This window comes from Streptomyces sp. YGL11-2, from assembly GCF_050054615.1.
Lineage (GTDB): Bacteria > Actinomycetota > Actinomycetes > Streptomycetales > Streptomycetaceae > Streptomyces.
The window spans coordinates 143,710-163,502 of record NZ_JBNHIN010000005.1; the positions used below are offsets into that span (position 1 = coordinate 143,710).

The following is a 19,793-nucleotide window of genomic DNA, read 5'->3' on the forward strand; positions in this document are numbered from 1 at the left end:
CTCGTGAGCGCACGAGATCAGGGCCTCTCCCGGGGACCCCGGAGGGGCGGCGGCGGACGGGAGGCCCAGGGCGCCGAGCGGCGTGCGGCGATCATGGAGGCCGCCATGGAGCTGATCGCCGAGCGCGGCTACCGCCGTACCTCCCTCGCCGCCATCGCCGAGCGCGCCGGGCTGACCCAGCAGGGGCTGCTGCACCACTTCCCGACGAAGGAGCTGCTGCTGATCGGCGTGCTGGAGGCACGCGACCGCTGGGACGCGGCCGCCGCGGCGTCCGGCGCCTGGCGCACCGGCACCCTCGCCCAACTCGTCGACTACAACGCCACCCGTCCCGGCATCGTCCAGACGTACACCGTGCTGTCGGCCGACAGCGTCACCGAGGACCATCCGGCACGCGAGTTCTTCGAGACCCGATTTCGTGCCGTACGCCAGGCGCTGGCCGGGGCGCTGCGGGCCGAGTTCGGCGACACCCTGCCCGGCGGGCTGACCCCGGAGCAGGCGGCGCCGCTGCTGGTCGCGGTGATGGACGGACTCCAGCTGCAATGGCTGCTGGACCCGGAGAACGTCGACATGCCCGCCGCGTTCCGCGATTTCCTGACGCTGCTCGGGAGCACGGCCGGACAGGGCGACGAGCCAGCCGAAGAGCCGGGCCAGGGGACTGCCGAGGAGCCCGGCGCGGGGGCCGACCAGGGCCGGTCCGCCCCTGGCCCGCCGGACAGCCCGTAGGCCGGCGGGTCCGGTCAGGGCCCCGGGGCAGAGCCGCCGGCGCGTTGCTGCGCGTACTGCCGCGTCGGGGGCGGGAGTTCGGGGGTGGTGGCAGGTGCGGCGGGCGAGGTGCCGTCGCAGCCGGGCCGGGGCGGCAGGGCGCGCCTGATGACGCGCGCGGACGGGGCCCGGAGCATGCGCGCGGGAGTTGTCCACAGGCCCGGACGCGTCGCGGGCGGGCCGGGCATCATGGGCGAATGATCATTGCTGCCGCACAATTCCCCTCCGTACCAGGCGATATCGCCACCAACGCCGCACGGATGGCCGCCCTCATCGCCGACGCCGGCGAGCGCGGCGCCGGGCTGGTGGTCTTCTCCGAGCTGGCGCTGACGCACTACGACCTGCATCTGATAGCCGCCGATCCGGCGGGTCTGGCGGTGCTGCCCGACGACGCCCGGCTTGCGCCCGTACGGGAGGCGTGCCGGACGGCCGGGGTCGCGGCGGTGGTGAACGCCGCGGGGCGGGGCGCCGACGACGGAGCCGCGCCGACCATCGCGACGTTCGTGTACGGGCCGGACGGCGCGCTGCTCACCCGCTACGACAAACGGCATCTGGCAGAGAGCGAGACGAAGGTGTTCGCACCGGGGACCGCACACGGCCGGTTCACGCTGGGCGGCATCCGGTTCGCGCTCGCCACCTGCTTCGACAGCAGTTTCCCCGAGGTGCCGGAGCGGGCCGTGGCGGACGGCTGCCGGGTCTATCTCTCCAGCGCGTTCCACGACGGCGCGGAGCGGGTGGCACGGTATGCGGAACTGGCCCGGGAGCACGGGCTGTATGTGCTGCTCGCCAATGGGATCGAGGTCGGAAGCCCCGGCCCGGCCTGCGGGCTCAGCGGCGGCTGGCTGCCTTCCGGTGAGCGGGTGGCTGCGGCGTCCGCGTGGCCCGGGACCGGGGCGGGGGCGGGGGACGATGGCGGCGACGGCGGCGACGGCGGCGACGGCGACGGCGACGGCGACGGCGACGGCGACGGCGACGGCGAACTGGTGCTGAGCGATGTCCGGGAGGCGGTCACGCTGATGGCCGACCCCGCGGTGGCCGCGGTGCCGGTCCGGGAGTGCGGTGAGCCGCTGGTGGATCTCCGGACCGCCGCGCCCGCGCTCCTCGCGGACGGGCTCAAGGCGGACGGACTCGACGACGAGGAGGACGGCGGGACGGACACCTTCGCGTATCTGCGGGAAGGGGTGCTGCGGCGGCTGCTGGCGGCGCAGCGGGGGCTCCCGGACGGGCTGCGGCTCCAGGTCGTCGAGGGATACCGCCCGCCGGCCCTCCAGCACCAGTACTTCGAGCGGTACGGGCGCGAACTGCGCGCCGCGCACCCCGACTGGGACGCGGCACGGGTCCGTCAGGCCGCCAGCCGCTTTGTGTCGCCGCCCGAGATCACACCGCACAGCGCGGGCGGTGCGGTGGACCTCACCCTGGTCACGACCGACGGCGGCGCTGTCGACATGGGGACTCCGATCGACTCGTCCCCGGAGGAGAGCGACGGCGCCCGCTATACGTCGTCCCCGGACCTGACGCCTGCCGCCCGCGCCAACCGCCGGGTGCTGGCCGCGGCGCTGCAGGGGGCGGGCCTGGTCAACTACCCGACCGAGTGGTGGCACTGGTCCTACGGGGACCGCTACTGGGCGCTGGCGACCGGTGCGGCGCATGCGCTATACGGGCCCGCGGAGTTCGGCGAGGAGCAGGGCGCCGAGCGCGGCGAAAAGCCGGAGGCGCGCGGCACGGAGGCCGGGGCGGAGCCCGCCCTCCTGAGGGAAGGGGCCGAGCGGTGAGGTGCGGGCGACGGGGTGCGGCGAGCCGGCGGGTAACCGCCGTATCGCGCCGCCCCGTCGGGACCGCCGTCGCCCTGGTATCCCCCAGCCCCGCTCTTCCCTCCGCCGGATCGGATCCCACCGGAGCAGTTCCCTCCGGAGCGCATCCCGTCAGGGCGGTTCCCGCTGTAGCAGCTCTCGCCGGCTCGGATCCCGCCGGAGCAGCGCGTGCCGGACCGGTTCCCGCCGGATCAGTTCTCCGGCAGCTCCGGCGTCTCCGGCAGCTCCGCCAGGTCGTCCGCCGTGGGGTAAGAAGGCTGTGCGCCCGGCTTGGTGACGGCCGCGGCCCCGACGCGCACCGCGAAGCGGGCCGCTTCGGGCAGGGTCGCGCCGGCGGCCAGGCGGGTGGCGAGCGCGCCGGTGAAGGCGTCGCCGGCGCCGGTGGTGTCCACGGCCTTGACGCGTACGCCCGGGATCTCCACCGTCCCGGACGCGTCCAGGACCAGGGCGCCGTCCCCGCCGAGGGTGACCACGACCGACCGGGCGCCCTGCTCGCGCAGCGCGAACGCCCAGTCCGCGGGCCTGCCGTCGGTGCGGCCGGACAGCTGCCGGGCCTCGTGCTCGTTGACCACCAACGGGTCGGCCACGGCGAGGAGTTCGCGGTCGAGGGTGTCGGGGGCCGGCGAGGGGTTGAGGACCACCCGGGTGCCGGCGGCCTCGGCGGTCGCGGCGGCGGCCCGTACGGTCTCCATCGGCACCTCCAGTTGGAGGGAGACCACCGACGAGGCCGCGATGACGTCCCTGGCCGCGGTGACGTCGTGCGGGGTGAGGGCGGCGTTGGCGCCCGGCGAGACGACGATGCTGTTGTCACCGTCCGGGTCGACGATGATCATCGCGGTGCCGGTGCGGGCGCCCTCGTCCACGATGACCGGCGTGACGTCGGTGCCCGCGGCGCGCTGCGCGGCCAGCAGCAGTGCGCCGTACGCGTCACCGCCGACCCGGGCGAGCAGCGCGGTGCGCCCGCCGATCCGGGCCGCGGCGGCTGCCTGGTTGGCGCCCTTGCCGCCGGCCGTCTCGACCAGGTCCGTGCCGAGCACGGTCTCGCCCGCGCCGGGCCGCCGGGCCACCCGCACCGTCAGATCCGCGTTGGCCGAGCCGACCACCAGGACGTCGTACATGCGCCGTTCTTCTCCCTTGTCCGAGCGCCGGTCCGCGCGTTGCTCCCGCGTGTCCGTGCACCGCTTTCCCGTCTCTACCCGCCTGTTGCCGACCGGCGGCCCGTCGCCGCCGGGCCGCACCGTCAGCCGCCGAAGCGCGCGGCGTTCGCCGCCGTCACCAGGACCACCGGCACCTTCACCGTCCGCGGCAGCCGCTCGCCGCGGGATGCCCGCAGCGCCCAGTCCACCGCCTGCTTGCCGAGGAGTTTCGGCTGCTGGGCGACCGTGGCGGTCAGGGTCCCGTCGCGGACCGCCCGGACGCCGTCCGGGGTGCCGTCGAAGGCGACCACCTTCACGTTCCTGCCGGAGCGGGCCCCCAGCGCCTTGGCGGCACCGAGCGCCATCTCGTCGTTGGCGGCGAACACCCCGTCGATGTCGCGGTGCGCCTGGAGCATATTGGACATCACGTCCATGCCCTTGGTGCGGTCGAAGTCGGCGGGCTGCCGGGCGACGACCTGGATACCGGGGTACTGCCTGATGCCCTCGTCGAAGCCCTGGCCGCGTTCGCGGGCGGCGGAGGTGCCGGGCTGGCCTTCGAGGAAGGCCACCGTGCCCTTGCCACCGAGCGCCGCGGCCAGCGTCTTCGCGGCGAGCCGGCCGCCGGCGACGTTGTCGGACGCGATGGTCGAGCCGACCGTGCCGCCGTTGACACCGCGGTCGATGGAGATGACCGGCACCTTCGCCCGGTTGGCGACACCGACGGCCGGGACGGCGGCGTCGGAGTCCACCGGGTTGATGATGGCCGCCTTCACCTGCTGGCTGGTGAACGTCTCCATCTGGTTGACCTGCTGCATGGGGTCGTTCTGCGCGTCGGTGATGTTGATGTGCAGTCCGCGGGCGTCCGCCTCGGCCTGCGCACCCTCCTTGATACCGACGAAGAACGGGTTGTTCATCGTGGACAGCGCCAGCCCCAGGTCGGTGTCGCCGCCGCGGTCGCAGCCGGAGAGGGCGAGCGCGCCCACGAGAAGTGCCGCGCCGATGAGTGCCGTTCGCCGCCTCATCGCGCGCTCCGGCGCCGCAGGGTGTCCAGGAGGACGGCGAGCGCGATCACCAGACCGGTGGCGACCTGCTGCCAGAACGCGGAGACGCTCAGCAGGTTGAGGCCGTTGCGCAGCACGGCGAGGATCAGCGCGCCGATCAGGGTGCCGGACGCCTTGCCGGAACCGCCCGAGAGGCTGGCACCGCCGATGACGACGGCGGCGATGGCATCCAGCTCGTAACCGCCCGCGGCCTGCGGCTGGGAGGAGGTGAGCCGGGCGGCCAGCACGATGCCGGCGACCGCGGCGAACAGCCCGGACAGCGCGTAGATGACGAGTTTGCGGCGCCTGACGTTGATGCCGGAGAGCCGGGCCGCCTCCTCGTTGCCGCCGATCGCGAACATCGCGCGGCCGGAGTACGTACGGGCCAGGATCAGTGCGGCGATCAGCCCCATGGCGATCATGACGAGGACCGGCACCGGCAGCCAGCCGCCCAGGGTGTCGCCGAGCGCGTTGACCGCACCGGGGAAGGGGATCGGCGAACCGCCGGAGATGACCAGGGCCAAGCCGCGGCCGACGGAGAGCATCGCCAGGGTGGCGATGAACGCGGGCAGCCTGCCGTAGGCGACCAGGGCGCCGGAGACCAGTCCGGCCGCCACGCCGACCGCGAGGCCGAGCAGCACCGCGAGCCAGACGGGCTGGCCCTCCTTGGTGGCGGCCCAGGCGACCACGGTGGCGGACAGCGCGGCGACCGAGCCGACCGACAGGTCGATGCCGGCCGAGACGATCACGAAGGTGACGCCGAAGGCCAGGATCGCGGTGACCGACGCCTGGACGCCGACGTTGAGGAGGTTCTGGCCGTTGAGGAAGTCCCGGGACAGCACCGCCATCACGACGACCAGGGCGACCAGGCCGCCGAGCGGGCCGTTCCGCAGCACGGCCCGGGAGAACCACGGCCCGAGACCGTCCGGGGACGGTGCCCCGCCCGCCGCCTCCGGGGCGGCTGCTGTCTTCACCTCAGCGGACATCGGAGCCCTCCATCGCGCTCTCGTTCGTGTTCCTGCCGTCGGGAGCGCCGTGCGGGGACTGGAGCGCGAGCTCCATCACGGCGTCCTGGGTGGCCTCCTCGGCCGGCAGCTCACCGGTCAGCCGGCCCTGTGCCATCACCAGCACCCGGTCGCTCATACCGAGCACCTCGGGCAGATCGCTGGAGATCATCAGCACCGCGCAGCCGGCCGCCGTCAGCTCGTTGACGATCTGGTAGATCTCGACCTTGGCGCCGACGTCGATGCCGCGCGTCGGCTCGTCCAGGATCAGCAGCCTGGTCTCGGTCAGCAGCCACTTGCCGATGACGATCTTCTGCTGGTTGCCGCCGGAGAGGGTGCGGGCATGCTGTCCCAGGCCGCTCATCCTGACCTTCAACCGCCCGGCGACGGCCGCCGCTTCACGTCGCTGGCCACGCCTGTCGACCAGCCCGCCGCGGGTGTCCCGGTCGAGCCGCGCCAGCGTCAGGTTGTCCTGCAGCGAGGCGTCCAGCACCAGCCCCTGGCCCTTGCGGTCCTCGGGGACCAGGCCCAGCCCGGCCCGCATCGCCGCCCGGACGTCACCGCGCACCAGCTCGGTGCCCGCGACCTCGACCGTGCCGGCGTCGTAGCGGTCGACACCGAATATCGCCCGGGCGACCTCGGTACGGCCCGCACCGACCAGCCCGGCCAGACCGACGACCTCACCGGCCCGGATGTCGAAGTCGACGCCCTCGAAGACCGGCCGGGCCGGCGCGCCGTCGGGGCCCTTGGCGCCGTACCGGGTCAGGCCCCGGACGCGCAGCAGCGACGTACCCGGCTCCTCCTGATCGGGGCGGCGGCGCGGGTACTGCTCGGCGATGTCCCGGCCGACCATCAGCCGGATCAGCTCGTCCTCGTCGGTTCCGGCGGGCACCTCGTCGACCGAGCGGCCGTCGCGCAGCACGGTGACCCGGTCGCCGAGCGCGCCGATCTCGTCGAGGTGGTGGGTGATGAAGATGATCCCGACGCCCGAGGAGCGCAGTTCGCGGACGATGCCGAAGAGCGTCTCGACCTCTTCCGAGGTGAGGACCGCGGTCGGCTCGTCCATGATCAGCACCCGGGCGTTCAGGCTGAGCGCCTTGGCGATCTCCACCATCTGGAGCCGGGCGATACCGAGTTCGGCGACCGGTGCGTTCGGGGAGACGTCCAGGCGTACCCGGCGCAGGAGTTCGGCGGCGCGGGCGCGCATGGTCTTCCGGTCGACGAGGCCGAGCGCGGTGCGCGGCTGGCGGCCCAGGAAGATGTTCTCGGCGACGGTCAGCCCGGGGACGAGGTTGAACTCCTGGTAGATGGTGGCGATGCCGAGCCGTTCGGCATCCTGCGCGGAACGGATCCGCACCTCGTGGAGCCCGTCGTACGAGCCGTCCGGTCCGCCGTCGGCGAGAATCCGTCCGCTGTCGGGGCGGTGGGCGCCGGAGAGCATCTTGATCAGGGTGCTCTTGCCCGCGCCGTTCTCGCCGAGCAGGACGTGCACCTCGCCGGTACGCAGGCTCAGGTCCACACCGTCCAGCGCGCGCACGCCGGGGAACGACTTCGTCACCCCCTCCACGCGCAGCAGTTCGCGGCGGCCCGGTACGTCGTCGTTGACGCCGGTCATGCGCTGCCCCTCTCTCCTTCGGGTGGTGCGGTCGTCTTCGGGTGGGGTGGGTGGGGTGGGTGGGGTGCTCGGCGGCGGGGGTCGGGGGTATGGGGAGCTGGGGTCTGGGGGGATACCGGGTGGGTTGCTCGGGCGGGGCGGGCGGTCGGGGCCGGGTGGGCCGGTCGATGGGGGCGATGGGGGGGCGATGGGGGCCTTGGGGTCAGGGCGCTCGGTGGAAGCGTGCGGGCGGGATCAGTCGGTGGGCGGCTCGTCGGCGGGCGGGACCGTGGCGGTCCCGCCGGCCGGCTGCCGGGTGGCCGGTCCGTCGGCCGGCTGCTCCGTGCCCGGCTCGCCGCAGGAGTGGCGGGTGACAAGTCGGGCGGACAGCAGCACCGTTGCGGCCGAGCGGCCCTCGATACGTTCCAGCAGGGCGTGCACCGCGGCCCGGCCCAGGTCGCGGGTCGGCTGGGCGATGGCGGTCAGCGGCGGATCGGTGTGCGCGAACCACGGCACGTCGTCGTAGACCACCAGCGCCATGTCATCGGGGACCCGCAGCCCGCGCGCCCGTAGTTCGTCCATCGCGCCCAGCGCCATCAGGTTGTCGGTGGCCAGCACCGCGTCCGGCGGTTCGGGCAGGTCGAGGAAGTCGCTCATCACCCGCCGGCCGCCGGTGGGTTGAAGGTCCGGGGTGGCGCCGACCCGTTCGTCGGGCAGCGGAATGCCGTGCGCGGCCAGTGCCGCACGGAAGAGTTCCAGGCGTTCGTCGCCGGTGGGGGTGCCGGCCGGGGCGACGATGATCGCGGGGCGGCGGCGGCCGAGGGCGGCGAGATGGGCGGCGAGGTCGGTGAGCGCGGCGCGGCCGTCGGCGCGGACGCACGGGGCGTCGATACCGGGCACGGCGCGGTCCAGCAGGACCAGCGGGGTGCCGGAGGCGACGACCTCGCGGAGCATCGCCGAGCCGGTACCGGCCGAGCTGACCAGCAGGCCGTCGATCCGGCGGTCGAGCAGGGTGCGGATGTAGTCGTCTTGCTGCTCGGGGCGTTCGCCGGCGTTGCCGATGACCAGGCTGTAGCCGAGGCTGCGGGCCGCGTCCTCGACGGCGTCGGCGAGCTCGGTGAAGAACGGATTGGTCAGGTCGCTGATGACCAGGCCGAGTGCGCCGGTGCGGGCGGTGCGCAGGGCCCGGGCGACGTTGTTGGGGCGGTAGCCCAACTCCCGTACGGCGGCGAGCACCCGCTCGCGCGTCTCCGCGACCGGGCTGTTGCCGTTGAGGACCCGGGAGACGGTGGCGACGGAGACCCCCGCCCGCTCTGCCACATCCTTGATGTTCGCCATGGCGCCGTTGCCGTCCTGTTGGTGGGTGTGCTGATCGCCGTCGACCTGCCCATGCGATCCGCCCGGAACGCGCGATGCGGTCCGAGCGGCCGGCGCGATCGATGGGTACGTGCTGGATGGGTACGTGCCCGGTGGGCACGTGCCCCGTGGGCGCTTGTCCGTCGGGTACGCGGTCAAGGAGGGGGTGTAATCGATTACGCGCGGTTTCGCGAGGCCCTACGTAATCGATTACACGGCGGTCGCGTCAAGACTCCGCGATTGTTGCCTGCGTCACAACGGCCGCGACAGGTGTCGGCGCGGCGGCCACGCCGGGTGTCACCACAGCGGCCACGCCGGGTGTCACCACAGCGGCCACGCCGGGTGTCACCACAGCGGCCACGCCGGGTGTCACCACAGCGGCCACGCCGGGTGTCACCACAGCGGCCACGCCGGGTGTCACCACAGCGGCCACGTCGACCGCTTCGATCACGTCGGTCGTCTCGGCTGTCTCGGCTGTCTCGGCCGCGTCGACCGTCTCGGTCACACGGGCCACCATCGCCTCAAGGCTGCGGCGGGGCGCAACGGCCGAAGGCCGCACCCGCTGGGGGTACGGCCCTCGACTTCTGCGCACTGTGCGCGGGGCGGGGGAACGCGGCTCAGCGCCGGCACCCGCGCCCCGGGCGGCGGTCGGCTCGACGCGTCAGGCGACGGTCAGCCTGACCTCGATGTTGCCTCGGGTGGCGTGGGAGTACGGGCACACCTGGTGCGCCTTCTCCACCAGGTCCTTGGCGGTGGCCGCGTCGACGTTGGGAATCGACGCGGAGATCTCGACCGTGAGGCCGAAACCGCCGTCCGGGGTCTTGCCGATGCCGACCTTGGCGGTCACCCGCGAGCCGGAGACATCCGCGTTCTCCCGGCGGGCGACAACGCTGAGCGCACCCTGGAAGCAGGCGCTGTAACCCGCCGCGAAGAGCTGCTCCGGGTTGGTGCCGGCGCCGCTGCCGCCCTGCTCCTTGGGCGGGTTGACGACGACGTCGAGCTTGCCGTCGTCGCTGGCGACGCGGCCGTCACGGCCGTTCTCAGCGGTGGCGACGGCGGTGTAGACGACGTCGACGGTCTGGATGGACATACCGAATCCTCCTGTGATTCGCCGCGACTCGCGCCCACGGATCGCGACGGCTTGCCGCCGAGCCTAACGGGCGGGGTCGGGGAGGAGGGAGCCGAGGCTCACAGAGCCGCAGACAGGCTTCTCGCCCTCCCCACCCCGCCCCACCCGCCAGTCAGTAGTCAACGGAATCCGCGGCCACCAGTCAGCGGGCACCAGTCACCGGCCAGCGGCCACCAGTCACCGGCCACCGGCCACCGGCCACCAGTCAGCCGTCAGCCGTCAGCCGTCAGCCGTCAGCCGTCAGCCGTCAGCCGCAGGCAACCGGTAGCCGGCTGCCGGTAGCCGGCAGCCGCCCCCCGCCCACCGCTCCGACCACCGCTCCCCTCCAACGCCCGCTCACTGAGGCGTGGTTGGCTCGTCCCGAAGAGCCTCAGTCAGTGAGGCTCACGATCATCTTTCCGGTGTTGTCGCCGCGGAGCAGGCCCAGGAACGCCTCGGCGCCGTTCTCGATGCCGTGCACCTTGGTCTCGGCGTACTTCAGGTCGCCGGAGCGGATCCAGCCGGAGACCTCCTCGACGAACCGGGGGCGCAGCGCGGAGTGGTCGCTGACCAGCAGTCCCTGGAGGCGCAGGCGCTTGCCGATGACCATGGCGAGGTTGCGCGGGGCGGGGCTGGGTTCCGTGGCGTTGTACATCGAGATCATGCCGCAGATGGCGCCCCGGCCGTGGACGTTGAGCGCGCTGATGGCGGCTTCGAGGTGGTCGCCGCCGACGTTGTCGAAGTAGACGTCGATGCCGTCGGGGGCGGCCTCCTTGAGCTGCCGGGTGACATCGCCGTTCTTGTAGTTGAAGGCGGCGTCGAAGCCGTACTCCTCCACCAGGAGCTTGACCTTCTCGTCGGTGCCGGCGGAGCCGATGACCCGGGAGGCGCCCTTGAGGCGGGCGATCTGGCCTACCTCGCTGCCCACCGCGCCGGCCGCGCCGGAGACGAAGACGGCGTCGCCCTCCTTGAACGAGGCGACCTCCAGCAGGCCCGCGTACGCGGTCAGGCCGGGCATGCCCAGGACGCCGAGATAGGCGGTCAGCGGGGCGAGCGACGGGTCCGCCTTGGCGGTGTGGCTGCCGTCGACGACCGCGTACTCACGCCAGCCGAGGCCGTGCAGGACGTGGTCGCCGACCGCGATGCCCTCGGCGCGCGAGGCGAGGACCTCGCCGACCGCACCGCCGTCCATCGGCTGGTCGAGCTGGAAGGGGGGGACGTAGGACTTCACGTCGTTCATCCGGCCGCGCATGTACGGGTCGACGGAGAAGTACGCGTTCTTGACGAGGATCTGGCCGTCGGCGAGTTCGGGCAGCGCGGCCTCGCGGAGCGCGAAGTCGTCGGGGGTGGGCCAGCCCTGCGGGCGGGCGACGAGGTGCCATTCGCGGCTGGTGGTGGGCAGCGGTGCGGACATGAGCTGATCCTCCAAATGTTTCAGATACTGAAACAATGATGCGCATCGATATTTCATGGTGTCAAGCAATTGGCTATCCTGGTGTGTATGACCCCGCGCGCAGACCCCCTGACCGTCGACGTCGTCGACCTGATCGGCACCGTCGTCGTCCGTTTCCACGAGGAGTACGAGCACGCCGCGGCCGAGCACTCGCTCACCGGCGCCCAGGCGCGGCTGCTCAGCCTGCTGGCCGTCGAGCCGCTGCCCATGCGCCGGCTCGCCCAGCGACTGAAGTGCGAGCCGTCCAACGTGACCGGCATCGTGGACCGCCTGGAGTCCCGCGGCCTGGTGGAGCGCCGCCCGGACCCGGCCGACCGCCGCGTCAAGCTGGCCGCCCCGACGGCCGAGGGCGCGCGGACTGCCGAACGGCTGCGGGCTTCCCTGGACTTCGCGCGCGAGCCGCTGGGGCAGCTGACCGTCGCCGAGCGCACCCTGCTCAAGCAGCTCCTCCAGCGGATGCTGGGCATCGCACCCGAGCCGTCGCGGAATCCGGGGAACCCGGAGCAGGGGGAGAAGGGGGAGTAGGGGTGACGACGGTGGGGGCTTGGGGAGGGGCGCGGCCGGGCAGTGGGGCGCAGGCGAGCGGTGGCGAATTGGCCCAGGGATTCCGCGGTGGAGTGTCCCAGGCGGCTGGGCCGGTGGCGTTCTAACCTGGTCGGCATGACGCTCCAGAGCACCACCCGCCACACCGTTGACTTCTACTTCGACCCCATCTGCCCGTTCGCCTGGATCACCTCGCGCTGGATCCTGGAGGTCGAGCGCCACCGCGACCTGGACCTGCGCTTCCGGGTCATGAGCCTGTCCGTGCTCAACGAAGGCCGCGAGGACCTTCCCGAGAGGTACCGCGAGCTGCTGGACAAGGGCTGGGGCCCGGTGCGGGTGTGCATCGCGGCCGCCCAGGAGCACGGGGAAGAGGTGCTGCGGGATCTGTACACCGCGCTCGGCACCCGTATCCACAACAACGGCCGCGAGGACACCGCGGCCGTCATCGAGGAGGCGCTGGCCGAGGTCGGGCTCCCCGCCGAGCTGGCGCAGGCCGCCGAGCGGGACACCTACGACGATGCGCTGCGCAAGAGCCACCACGAGGGCATGGACCCGGTCGGCGAGGATGTCGGCACGCCCACGATCCACATCGACGGGGTCGCGTTCTTCGGCCCGGTTCTGATGGCGATCCCGCGGGGCGAGGACGCGGTGCGGGTCTTCGACGGCGCCCGGCTGCTCGCCGGTTACGACAGGTTCTTCGAGCTGAAGCGGACCCGCACGGGAGAGTTCGACTTCAGTTGAGGGGCCCGGGGCCGCGAGGGCGGGGGCGACGATCCGAGGGCGACGGGCCGGGGGCGGGGCCCGAGGGCGTGTGATCTGAAGGTACGTCACATTGTTGGGGCGTGGCGTTTGTCGGGCGCCTCAGGGGCGGGTGGGGGCGCCTGTTGTGGTCGTCGGTGCCGGGGCGGTCGTTCCCGTGGCGGCGGGTCCCCCCTCACGCTCCCCCGCCCCGCCGGCTCCGTTCCTCGCAGCGCCATGGGCCGCGGACGGATCCCCCGTCTCCCCCGTCTCCCGCGTCTCCCGCGTCTCCCCCGCAGCTTCGTCGTACGCGGTCCCCACGGTCCGTACGCCCCGTAGGAGGGCCACCGCCAGGACGGCGGCTGCGGCCATCACGGCCGCGGCGCACAGAACGGCGGCGTGCAGGCCGTGGGTGAAGGCCGTGCGGGCCGCGGTCAGCAGGGCCGTGCCGATCCGGCCGGGGAGGTGGGCGGCGACCGCGGTGGCGCCGGCGAGGGTTTCGCGGGCGGCGTCGGCGGCGCGGGCGGGGACGCCGGTGGGCAGCGCGCCGCCGATGTCGCCGCGGTAGACGGCGCCGCCGACGCTGCCCAGGATCGCCATCCCCAGGGCACCGCCCAGTTCGGTGCCGGACTCCAGGAGGGCCGAGGCGGAGCCCGCCCGCTCGGGTGGGGCGATGCCGATGGCGAGTTCGTTGCCGAGGGACATCACCATCACCAGCCCGGAGGCGTAGACGGCGGAGCCGGCCAGGACGATCCACAGGGGCGAGGCGGGTTTCAGCCAGGACAGCCAGATGAAGCCGCCGGTGGCGAGGGCGAAGCCGAGGGCGATGACGTGGGCCCGGTCGATGCGCCGGGCGAGTGCGGCGGACAGCGGTGCCATGCCGCCGACGGCGAGGGTCGGGACCAGATTCCACAGCGCGGCCTCCAGGGGGCTCATGCCCCGTACGGACTGGAGGTACTGGGTGAAGAACACCGCGCAGCCGACGATGGCGAACATCGCCAGCAGGTTCATCAGGATCGAGCCGCAAAAGCCCCGGTGCCGGAAGAGTTCCAGGTCGAGCATCGGGTGGCGGGCGGTGCGCTGCCGGCGGACGAACGCGAGGGCGGCGAGCAGCCCGACGACCAGGGCGGCGACGGGCGGTGCGGTCACGCCGTTGCGGGCGATCTCCTTGATGCCGTAGACGGCGGGGAGCATCGCGGCCAGGGAGAGCGCGCTGCCGAGGAGGTCGAAGCGGCCGGTTGTGGGGTTCTTGAACTCGGGGAGCAGCAGCGGGCCGCAGAGCAGCAGCAGCGCCATCGCGGGGGTGTTGACCAGGAAGACCGAGCCCCACCAGAAGTGTTCCAGGAGGACGCCGCTGAGGACCGGGCCGATCGCGATGCCGCCGGTGACCGCCACCGACCAGATGGCGACCGCCTTGCCGCGCTGGGTGGCGTCGTGGAAGAGGTTGCGGATCAGGGCGAGGGTGGAGGGCATCAGGGTCGCGCCGCCGACGCCGAGCAGGGCGCGGGCGGCGATGAGCATCTCGGCGCTGCGTGCGTAGGCGGCGAGCCCGGAGGCGAGGGCGAAGAGGGCGGCGCCGGTGAGCAGCAGCCGGCGGCGGCCGATGCGGTCGCCGAGCGCGCCCATGGTGATCAGCAGGCCGGCGAGGACGAATCCGTAGACGTCGAGGATCCACAGCTGCTGGACGCTGCTGGGCTCCAGTTGGGCGGTCAGGAACGGCACCGCGAAGTAGAGGACCGAGACGTCCATGGAGACGAGCAGGCAGGGCAGCAGGAGGACGGCCAGGGCGAGCCATTCGCGGCGGCCGGCCTTCGGGGCGGGCGCATCCGCCGCCCGGGATGTGTACGGGGTAAACGTCATGGCGGACAGCGTAGGCAGGGGGTGTTTACGGCGCAAACGATAGACACAGGAAGGCAGTTGGGGGTTCGTCACACTAGTGCACCTCGGAGTGGTGAGGGTGGTGGCGTGGGGAGCGCTGGTAGAATCGGGGCGCTCCAGGACCGTTGGCGCACTAGTACGGAGGTCACCTCGTGGACCAGTCCGCTCCGCCGCCCTACCGCCGGATCGTCGAGGAGATCCGGGGCCGCATCGACGCCGGTGAGCTGACGCCGGGCGACCGGGTGCCGTCGACCCGGCGGATCACCCGGGAGTGGGGGGTGGCGATGGCGACCGCGACGAAGGTGCTGACCACCCTGCGGCAGGAGGGAGTTGTCCGGACCGTCCCCGGCGTGGGCACGGTGGTCGCCGAGCCGCCGCGGGCCGCGCGCGGTGACGCCCCGAAGGAGCGGCGGGCCCGGGAGACGGACGGCGGGCTGAACCGTGAGCGGGTGGTGCGGGCCGGGATCAAGGTCGCCGACGCGGAGGGGCTGCGGGCGCTGTCGATGCGCCGGGTGGCGGCGGAGTTCGGGGTGTCCTCGATGGCGCTCTACCGGCATGTGGCCAACAAGGACGAGCTGGTGCTGCTGATGGCGGACGCCGCGTTCGCCGGCGTACGGCTCCCGGAGCCCGCGCCGACGGGCTGGCGGGAGCGGATGGAGGCGGGCGCGCGGCTCCAGTGGGCGCTCTACCAGCGGCACCCGTGGCTGGCGCAGTACCTGTCGATCAGCCGGCCGCAGCCGATGCCGCGGGCGATGGCGCTGATCGAGTGGACCATGGCGCGGGTCGAGGGGGTGGACCCGCTGACGCTGATCCACATGGCCGTGACGCTGCTGAACCATGTGCGGGCCACCGCCGCCGGGTTCGAGGACGACCTGGAGGCGGAGCAGGAGACCGGGATGGACCAGGGCCAGTGGATGGCGGCGATGGAGCCGGCGTTCGAGAGCATCCTGCGGTCCGGCGCGTACCCCATGTACGCGGGGGTCGACGGGGCCCCGCAGAACGCGGTCACCCTGGACACCATCTTCGAGTTCGGGCTGGGGCGGCTGCTGGACGGGATGGGGATGCTGGTCGAGCGGGGGATGTAGCGGCGCGGGCGGGGCCGGTGGAAGCGCCGTCAGCCGAGTTCGCCGCGGAGGCGCCGGGCCCGTAGCACCAGTTCCAGTTCGAAGCGGCGGTCCGGGTCGTCGACGTCGCCGCCCCACAACTCCCTTATCTGGCGCAGCCGGTAGCGCACGGTCTGCGGGTGGACGCCGAGCCGGGCGGCGACCTCGGGGGCGCCGCCGCGGGTCTCCAGCCAGGCCAGCAGGGTCTCCGCGAGGCGTCGGCCGTGGGTGGGGCCGCACCGCTCCAGGGGGGCGAGCCGGCGGCGGGTGAGGTCCTCGATCAGCTCCTCGGGCGGCAGCAGGACCAGCGCCTCGGTGTGCTCGGTGCACTGCAGCAGTTCGCCCGTGGGCAGCAGTCCGCGCTCCATCAGGTCGACCGCGGAGGCGGCCCAGCGCAGCGACTTCGCGGCGTCGGGCAGCGGTACGGCGGGGCCGATGGCGCCCGACCAGCCGGCCGCCGCCCGGGCGAGGAGTTCCCGCCGGCCGGGCGCGTCCGGTTCCGGCACCACCATCCGGGGCCGTTCGCACTCCATGTCGAGCAGCACACCGTCGGCCACGGCGGGCGCCACCGCGTCCCGGGCGGGGCGCAACAGCACGGCCACCGCGACCCGTTCGGGCAGCGGCCAGGCGATCCGGGCGGCGCATTCGGCGAGCGGCGGAGCGGACGGGCGGGAAGCCGGGGCCGGGGGGAAGGTGCCGGCGACCGGGGCCGGCGGGCCGTGCCGGGGGGCGGCGGCGCCGGGCCGCCGGTACCCGCGGCCGCGGCCGGCGCCCGTGGGCGCTTCGGCGAACAGCTGCTCCATCAGGCGGCGTTGCAGCCGGAGCCGCTCCCCCGCCTGGCGGGCGGCGGCCTCCGCGTAGCCGCGGACGGATTCGGCGACCAGACCGTCGAGGTACTCGAAACCGGACTCGGCCAGCTCGTACATCGCGGGGGCCGGGATGGCGACCTGCTGGCCGATCTCGGCGAGCCGCCGCCAGGCGAGCCGGACGCCGAGCCGGTAGATCGCCTGGAGGACGTCCAGGCTGCGGCCCTGCATGCCCTCGCCGCGGCCGAACTCCTGGAAGACGCGCGGATGGATGTGCGGGCGGTCCAGGCCGACGGTCATATGGGCCACGAAGTGCTCCAGCGACTGCCGGATCCCCACCAGCGCCCGCGGTTCCCCGAACTCGTCGGGGACCAGCGGGAGTTGCGGGTACTCCCGGCGGATCTCCCGCAGGATGTCGCGGGCGAGTGCGGGCACCTCCTCCATCGCCCGGGCGGCGAACCGCCGTACCTGATGGGGCGGCACCTCCCGCCACGCCGAGCGGACGGCGGTCACCACGACCCGGCCCTCCCCGGCGTCCCCGGCTCCCCGGCGGCGCCAGGGCCCGCCGCCACCCGGCGGGACCCGGTCCGCACCCCGCGCTCCGCCCCGGCGCGAGCAGCCTCCGTCAGCACGCCCGTACCGCCTATCCGCCGGTCCGGTCGAAGGTCACCAGCGGCACGTTCGGCTGCTCGGGGGTGGCCTCCAGGGCGGCGACGATACCCAGCGCGGCGCCGACGGCCAGAGCGGCGGCGGCCAGCGCGGTCAGTGCGGCGGCGAGCGTTCGGTGCATGGCGCGGCGATCCCTTCGTCGGCAGCCGAGGCGGGAGTGCGTCGGTGAGGGGGCACGGTGCGGCACACGGCACGGCACGACACGGGCGTACGGCTCACACCACAGCGGCCCTCAGAGGGCGGCCTCACGGCTCACATGACCGGCGGCGGCGACGCGTTCCCACAGCGCGGCGCCCCTTCGGTCGGGGTGCCTGCCGAGTGTGGAAGGGCATTGACGCGCTGTCAAGGGTTCGCTTACGTTCCCGCCCCATGGCGCCGCGTCGCGGCGCCGCACGTGCACCAGGGCGTGTCCCCCTCACCGCTTCCAGGAGTGCCCGTATGCGTGAATCCGGCAACCCCGCGGCGCCCGCCGCCGCCCCCCGCACCGCCTCGCCGCTGTCGCTGGTCCTCCTGGGCGCCGGGGTGTTCCTGCTGGTCCTGGCCCCGCTGCTGGTCCGGTACGTCACGCCGCGGGCCGCTCGCACCCCGGTCGACGTCGATGTCACCACCGTCTTCACCGGCACCGGCAGCTACTTCGACACCGGCTCGCTGACCACCAGGAACGGGCAGCGGATCACCATCACCCGGCATGTGCTGGGCGATGTCGCGGCGAGCGGGAGGAGCGGGCGGGCGGTCTGGGACGTGTCCACGACGGTCGACACCCCGCCGACGCTGGCCCTGAAGGACCCGCGCCGGGCGTTCCAGTGGACCACCGGCCGCTGGGTCACCGACCGGGCCAGCAACGCCCCGGTGCACTGCTGCGGCGAGGCCCCCACCCGCTACGACGGCGACGCGTACCTCAAGTTCCCCTTCGACCTGCGGAAGAAGACCTACCGCTGGTGGGACGACACGCTCGGCGCCGCCGTCCCGCTCCGCTTCACCGGCACGACACGGGTGCAGGGCTACCCCGGCTACCGCTTCACCGGAACCGTGCCGGCCACCCGGACCGGCAGCCGGCAGGTGCCCGGACGGCTGGTCGGCCGACCGCAGCAGGGGCAGATCCAGGCCGAGGAGTGGTACGCCAACTCCTCGATCGCCCTGGTCGCCGACCAGCGCACCGGCCGGATCATCGACGCGTCGATCTCCCCGCGGAAGACCTTGCGGGCACCCGGCTCCCGGCAGGACGCGGTCACCCTGCTGCGCGGCCGCGACCTGGAGTTCACCCCCGCCACGCAGCGCGCCCAGGTCGAGCTGGCGAAGGCGGACAGCGGCAGGCTGGCGCTGGTCGGCCGGACGCTGCCGGCGGGCGCCGCGGCCGCCGGCGGGGTGCTCGCGCTCGCCGGCGGGCTGCTGGTCGTACGGGGCAGACGGCCGGGTGGCCGGATCTGAGCGAAGTGATGAACAGGCGGCCGGGATCGGACCGGATTTTGTCATCCCGGTGAGTAGCCGCCGCCGGTCCGTCGGCGAAAACTGTGCCTCCCACACGCTGCACGACCCGCACGACTCAGCAGGCAGTACGTCCCCCCACCACTGGTACCGCACCCTGAGACGAGTTGGATCGCACATGCCCCAGCATGTCCCCGCCTCCCCCGCCCCGCCCGCCGCTCCCCCCGCGGCGGGCCCGCTCGCACCCCCCGCGCCGGCCGCAGCCCCGGCCGCCGGCGCACCCCCGCTCCCCCGCCGCATCGTCTTCCTGGCCCGCCGCGACCTGGGCAACCCCGCCGCCGGCGGCTCCGAACTCCTGGTGGACCGGATCGCCGACGGGCTCACCGCGTACGGCCACGACGTCACCCTGCTGTGCGGCGGGCCCGCAGCCGAACGCCGCTACCAGGTGGTGTCCGCGGGGGGCGACGCCGCCCACTTCCTGCGCGCACCAGGCCGGTTGGCGCGCCACGTCGGAGCCTGCGACCTGCTGGTCGAGGTCTGCAACGGCATGCCGTACCTGGCGCCGCTGTGGCACCGCGGCCCGACGCTGTGCCTGGTCAACCACGTCCACACGGACCTGTGGGGGATGCGCTACCCGGCGCCCGCGGCCCGGCTCGGCCGCCGCCTGGAGCACTGGGCGCTGGCCGGCACCCACCGCCGCAACCTGATGGTCGCCGTCTCCGGCTCCACCGCGTCCGCACTGCACGCCCTGGGCGTCGCCCCGGACCGGATCCGGCTCGTCCACAACGGCGTTGCGGAACCGGGGCCGCTCACCCCCAAGGCCCCCGAGCCGCTGTTCCTGGCCATGGGCCGGCTCGTCGAGTACAAGCGGATCGACCTGCTGCTGCGGCTGTGGGAACGGGTGCGGCCGGTGACCGGCGGCCGGCTGGTGATCGTCGGCGACGGACCGGAACGCGACCGGCTGGCAGCCCTGGCCGGCCCGGACGTCACCTTCACCGGACGGATCTCCGAACAGCGCAAACACCAACTGCTGTGCTCCGCCTGGCTGCTGCTGCACCCCTCGGTCGTCGAAGGGTGGGGCCTGGTGGTGATGGAGGCCGCCGCGCGCCGCACCCCCGCCGTGGGCTTCGACATCCCCGGGCTGCGGGACTCCGTCGAGGACGGGGTCACCGGCCTACTGGCGCGCGGCGAGAGCGCGTTCGCCGCGCACTGGTGCACCCTCGCGCTCAGCGCCCGGCGGCGAGGCGCCCTCGGCCTGGCCGCGGCACAGCGCGCCGCCCGCTTCCGATGGAGCCGCACCGTCCACAGCTTCCGCGCAGTCGCCGCGGAGGCGGTCCTCCACACCCCGCCCGGCCGGTGAGGCCCGC

The 19,793-nt window shown here is 73.7% G+C and carries 16 protein-coding genes and 1 pseudogene; 7 read left to right on the top strand and 10 right to left on the bottom strand.

Annotation, left to right across the window (positions count from 1 at the left end; genetic code table 11):
- Positions 1-3: 3 nt before the first annotated feature.
- Entirely contained in the window at positions 4-723 is a 720-nt protein-coding gene (locus ACO1BR_RS08400; protein WP_426794393.1) for a TetR/AcrR family transcriptional regulator, read from the top strand.
- 236 nt (positions 724-959) lie between these two features.
- On the top strand, positions 960-2,534 hold the full coding sequence (locus ACO1BR_RS08405) for a nitrilase-related carbon-nitrogen hydrolase (protein WP_426794394.1): 1,575 nt from the start codon (positions 960-962) through the stop codon (positions 2,532-2,534).
- Between the two features lie 230 nt (positions 2,535-2,764).
- Here ACO1BR_RS08405 and ACO1BR_RS08410 read toward each other — a convergent pair whose 3' ends face one another.
- The 7 genes and pseudogenes from ACO1BR_RS08410 to ACO1BR_RS08440 all read right to left on the bottom strand — a co-directional run bounded on the left by ACO1BR_RS08410 (position 2,765) and on the right by ACO1BR_RS08440 (position 11,225).
- Complete coding sequence (locus tag ACO1BR_RS08410; protein ID WP_426794395.1) at positions 2,765-3,691, bottom strand: ribokinase; 927 nt, start codon at positions 3,689-3,691, stop codon at positions 2,765-2,767.
- A 122-nt stretch (positions 3,692-3,813) separates the two neighbouring features.
- Positions 3,814-5,735, bottom strand: a pseudogene (locus ACO1BR_RS08415) (substrate-binding domain-containing protein).
- On the bottom strand, positions 5,725-7,368 hold the full coding sequence (locus ACO1BR_RS08420) for a sugar ABC transporter ATP-binding protein (protein WP_426794396.1): 1,644 nt from the start codon (positions 7,366-7,368) through the stop codon (positions 5,725-5,727). The pseudogene ACO1BR_RS08415 and the gene ACO1BR_RS08420 overlap by 11 nt, the downstream one beginning before the upstream one ends.
- Before the next feature lie 234 nt (positions 7,369-7,602).
- Positions 7,603-8,685, bottom strand: coding sequence for a LacI family DNA-binding transcriptional regulator (locus tag ACO1BR_RS08425; RefSeq protein ID WP_426794397.1), 1,083 nt, complete (start codon positions 8,683-8,685; stop codon positions 7,603-7,605).
- A gap of 244 nt (positions 8,686-8,929) precedes the next feature.
- Entirely contained in the window at positions 8,930-9,208 is a 279-nt protein-coding gene (locus tag ACO1BR_RS08430) for a hypothetical protein (protein WP_426794398.1), read from the bottom strand.
- A 156-nt stretch (positions 9,209-9,364) separates the two neighbouring features.
- Positions 9,365-9,793, bottom strand: coding sequence for an organic hydroperoxide resistance protein (locus ACO1BR_RS08435; RefSeq protein ID WP_426794399.1), 429 nt, complete (start codon positions 9,791-9,793; stop codon positions 9,365-9,367).
- 409 nt (positions 9,794-10,202) lie between these two features.
- A complete protein-coding gene (locus ACO1BR_RS08440; RefSeq protein WP_426794400.1) occupies positions 10,203-11,225 on the bottom strand; it encodes an NADP-dependent oxidoreductase in 1,023 nt (340 codons plus the stop codon).
- An 87-nt stretch (positions 11,226-11,312) separates the two neighbouring features.
- Here ACO1BR_RS08440 and ACO1BR_RS08445 point away from each other — a divergent pair, with 87 nt between their 5' ends.
- Together ACO1BR_RS08445 and ACO1BR_RS08450 are read left to right on the top strand one after the other, a co-directional pair.
- A complete protein-coding gene (locus tag ACO1BR_RS08445; RefSeq protein WP_426794401.1) occupies positions 11,313-11,789 on the top strand; it encodes a MarR family winged helix-turn-helix transcriptional regulator in 477 nt (158 codons plus the stop codon).
- A gap of 135 nt (positions 11,790-11,924) precedes the next feature.
- Positions 11,925-12,548 carry a disulfide bond formation protein DsbA gene (locus ACO1BR_RS08450; RefSeq protein WP_426794402.1) on the top strand — a complete coding sequence of 208 codons (624 nt, stop codon included), beginning with the start codon at positions 11,925-11,927 and terminating at the stop codon, positions 12,546-12,548.
- Between the two features lie 120 nt (positions 12,549-12,668).
- Here the strand turns inward: ACO1BR_RS08450 and ACO1BR_RS08455 are convergent, their stop codons facing one another.
- Entirely contained in the window at positions 12,669-14,405 is a 1,737-nt protein-coding gene (locus tag ACO1BR_RS08455; protein ID WP_426794403.1) for an MFS transporter, read from the bottom strand.
- 170 nt (positions 14,406-14,575) lie between these two features.
- On the opposite strand from ACO1BR_RS08455, the gene ACO1BR_RS08460 reads away from it, so the two are divergent.
- The gene (locus ACO1BR_RS08460; RefSeq protein ID WP_426794404.1) at positions 14,576-15,508 is read left to right on the top strand and encodes a GntR family transcriptional regulator; all 933 of its coding nucleotides are present in this window, start codon (positions 14,576-14,578) and stop codon (positions 15,506-15,508) included.
- A 29-nt stretch (positions 15,509-15,537) separates the two neighbouring features.
- Here the strand turns inward: ACO1BR_RS08460 and ACO1BR_RS08465 are convergent, their stop codons facing one another.
- Together ACO1BR_RS08465 and ACO1BR_RS08470 are read right to left on the bottom strand one after the other, a co-directional pair.
- The gene (locus ACO1BR_RS08465; RefSeq protein ID WP_426794405.1) at positions 15,538-16,848 is read right to left on the bottom strand and encodes a helix-turn-helix domain-containing protein; all 1,311 of its coding nucleotides are present in this window, start codon (positions 16,846-16,848) and stop codon (positions 15,538-15,540) included.
- A 127-nt stretch (positions 16,849-16,975) separates the two neighbouring features.
- A complete protein-coding gene (locus ACO1BR_RS08470) occupies positions 16,976-17,122 on the bottom strand; it encodes a hypothetical protein (RefSeq protein WP_201304823.1) in 147 nt (48 codons plus the stop codon).
- A gap of 317 nt (positions 17,123-17,439) precedes the next feature.
- Between ACO1BR_RS08470 and ACO1BR_RS08475 the strand changes: the two genes are divergently transcribed.
- Both ACO1BR_RS08475 and ACO1BR_RS08480 read left to right on the top strand, forming a co-directional pair.
- Positions 17,440-18,429 (top strand): DUF3068 domain-containing protein, encoded by a 990-nt coding sequence (locus ACO1BR_RS08475; RefSeq protein WP_426794406.1) that lies wholly within the window; start codon positions 17,440-17,442, stop codon positions 18,427-18,429.
- Between the two features lie 175 nt (positions 18,430-18,604).
- Complete coding sequence (locus ACO1BR_RS08480) at positions 18,605-19,786, top strand: glycosyltransferase family 4 protein (RefSeq protein ID WP_426794407.1); 1,182 nt, start codon at positions 18,605-18,607, stop codon at positions 19,784-19,786.
- Positions 19,787-19,793 lie beyond the last annotated feature (7 nt).

What these genes read in the sequence shown, in the direction of transcription:
- ACO1BR_RS08435 (WP_426794399.1), bottom strand. Translation starts at nt 9,793, where the DNA reads ATGTCCATCCAGACCGTCGACGTCGTCTACACCGCCGTCGCCACCGCT.
- ACO1BR_RS08405 (WP_426794394.1), top strand. Translation starts at nt 960, where the DNA reads ATGATCATTGCTGCCGCACAATTCCCCTCCGTACCAGGCGATATCGCC.
- ACO1BR_RS08470 (WP_201304823.1), bottom strand. Translation starts at nt 17,122, where the DNA reads ATGCACCGAACGCTCGCCGCCGCACTGACCGCGCTGGCCGCCGCCGCT.
- ACO1BR_RS08450 (WP_426794402.1), top strand. Translation starts at nt 11,925, where the DNA reads ATGACGCTCCAGAGCACCACCCGCCACACCGTTGACTTCTACTTCGAC.
- ACO1BR_RS08420 (WP_426794396.1), bottom strand. Translation starts at nt 7,368, where the DNA reads ATGACCGGCGTCAACGACGACGTACCGGGCCGCCGCGAACTGCTGCGC.
- ACO1BR_RS08475 (WP_426794406.1), top strand. Translation starts at nt 17,440, where the DNA reads ATGCGTGAATCCGGCAACCCCGCGGCGCCCGCCGCCGCCCCCCGCACC.
- ACO1BR_RS08440 (WP_426794400.1), bottom strand. Translation starts at nt 11,225, where the DNA reads ATGTCCGCACCGCTGCCCACCACCAGCCGCGAATGGCACCTCGTCGCC.
- ACO1BR_RS08425 (WP_426794397.1), bottom strand. Translation starts at nt 8,685, where the DNA reads ATGGCGAACATCAAGGATGTGGCAGAGCGGGCGGGGGTCTCCGTCGCC.
- ACO1BR_RS08480 (WP_426794407.1), top strand. Translation starts at nt 18,605, where the DNA reads ATGCCCCAGCATGTCCCCGCCTCCCCCGCCCCGCCCGCCGCTCCCCCC.
- ACO1BR_RS08445 (WP_426794401.1), top strand. Translation starts at nt 11,313, where the DNA reads ATGACCCCGCGCGCAGACCCCCTGACCGTCGACGTCGTCGACCTGATC.
- ACO1BR_RS08410 (WP_426794395.1), bottom strand. Translation starts at nt 3,691, where the DNA reads ATGTACGACGTCCTGGTGGTCGGCTCGGCCAACGCGGATCTGACGGTG.
- ACO1BR_RS08455 (WP_426794403.1), bottom strand. Translation starts at nt 14,405, where the DNA reads ATGACGTTTACCCCGTACACATCCCGGGCGGCGGATGCGCCCGCCCCG.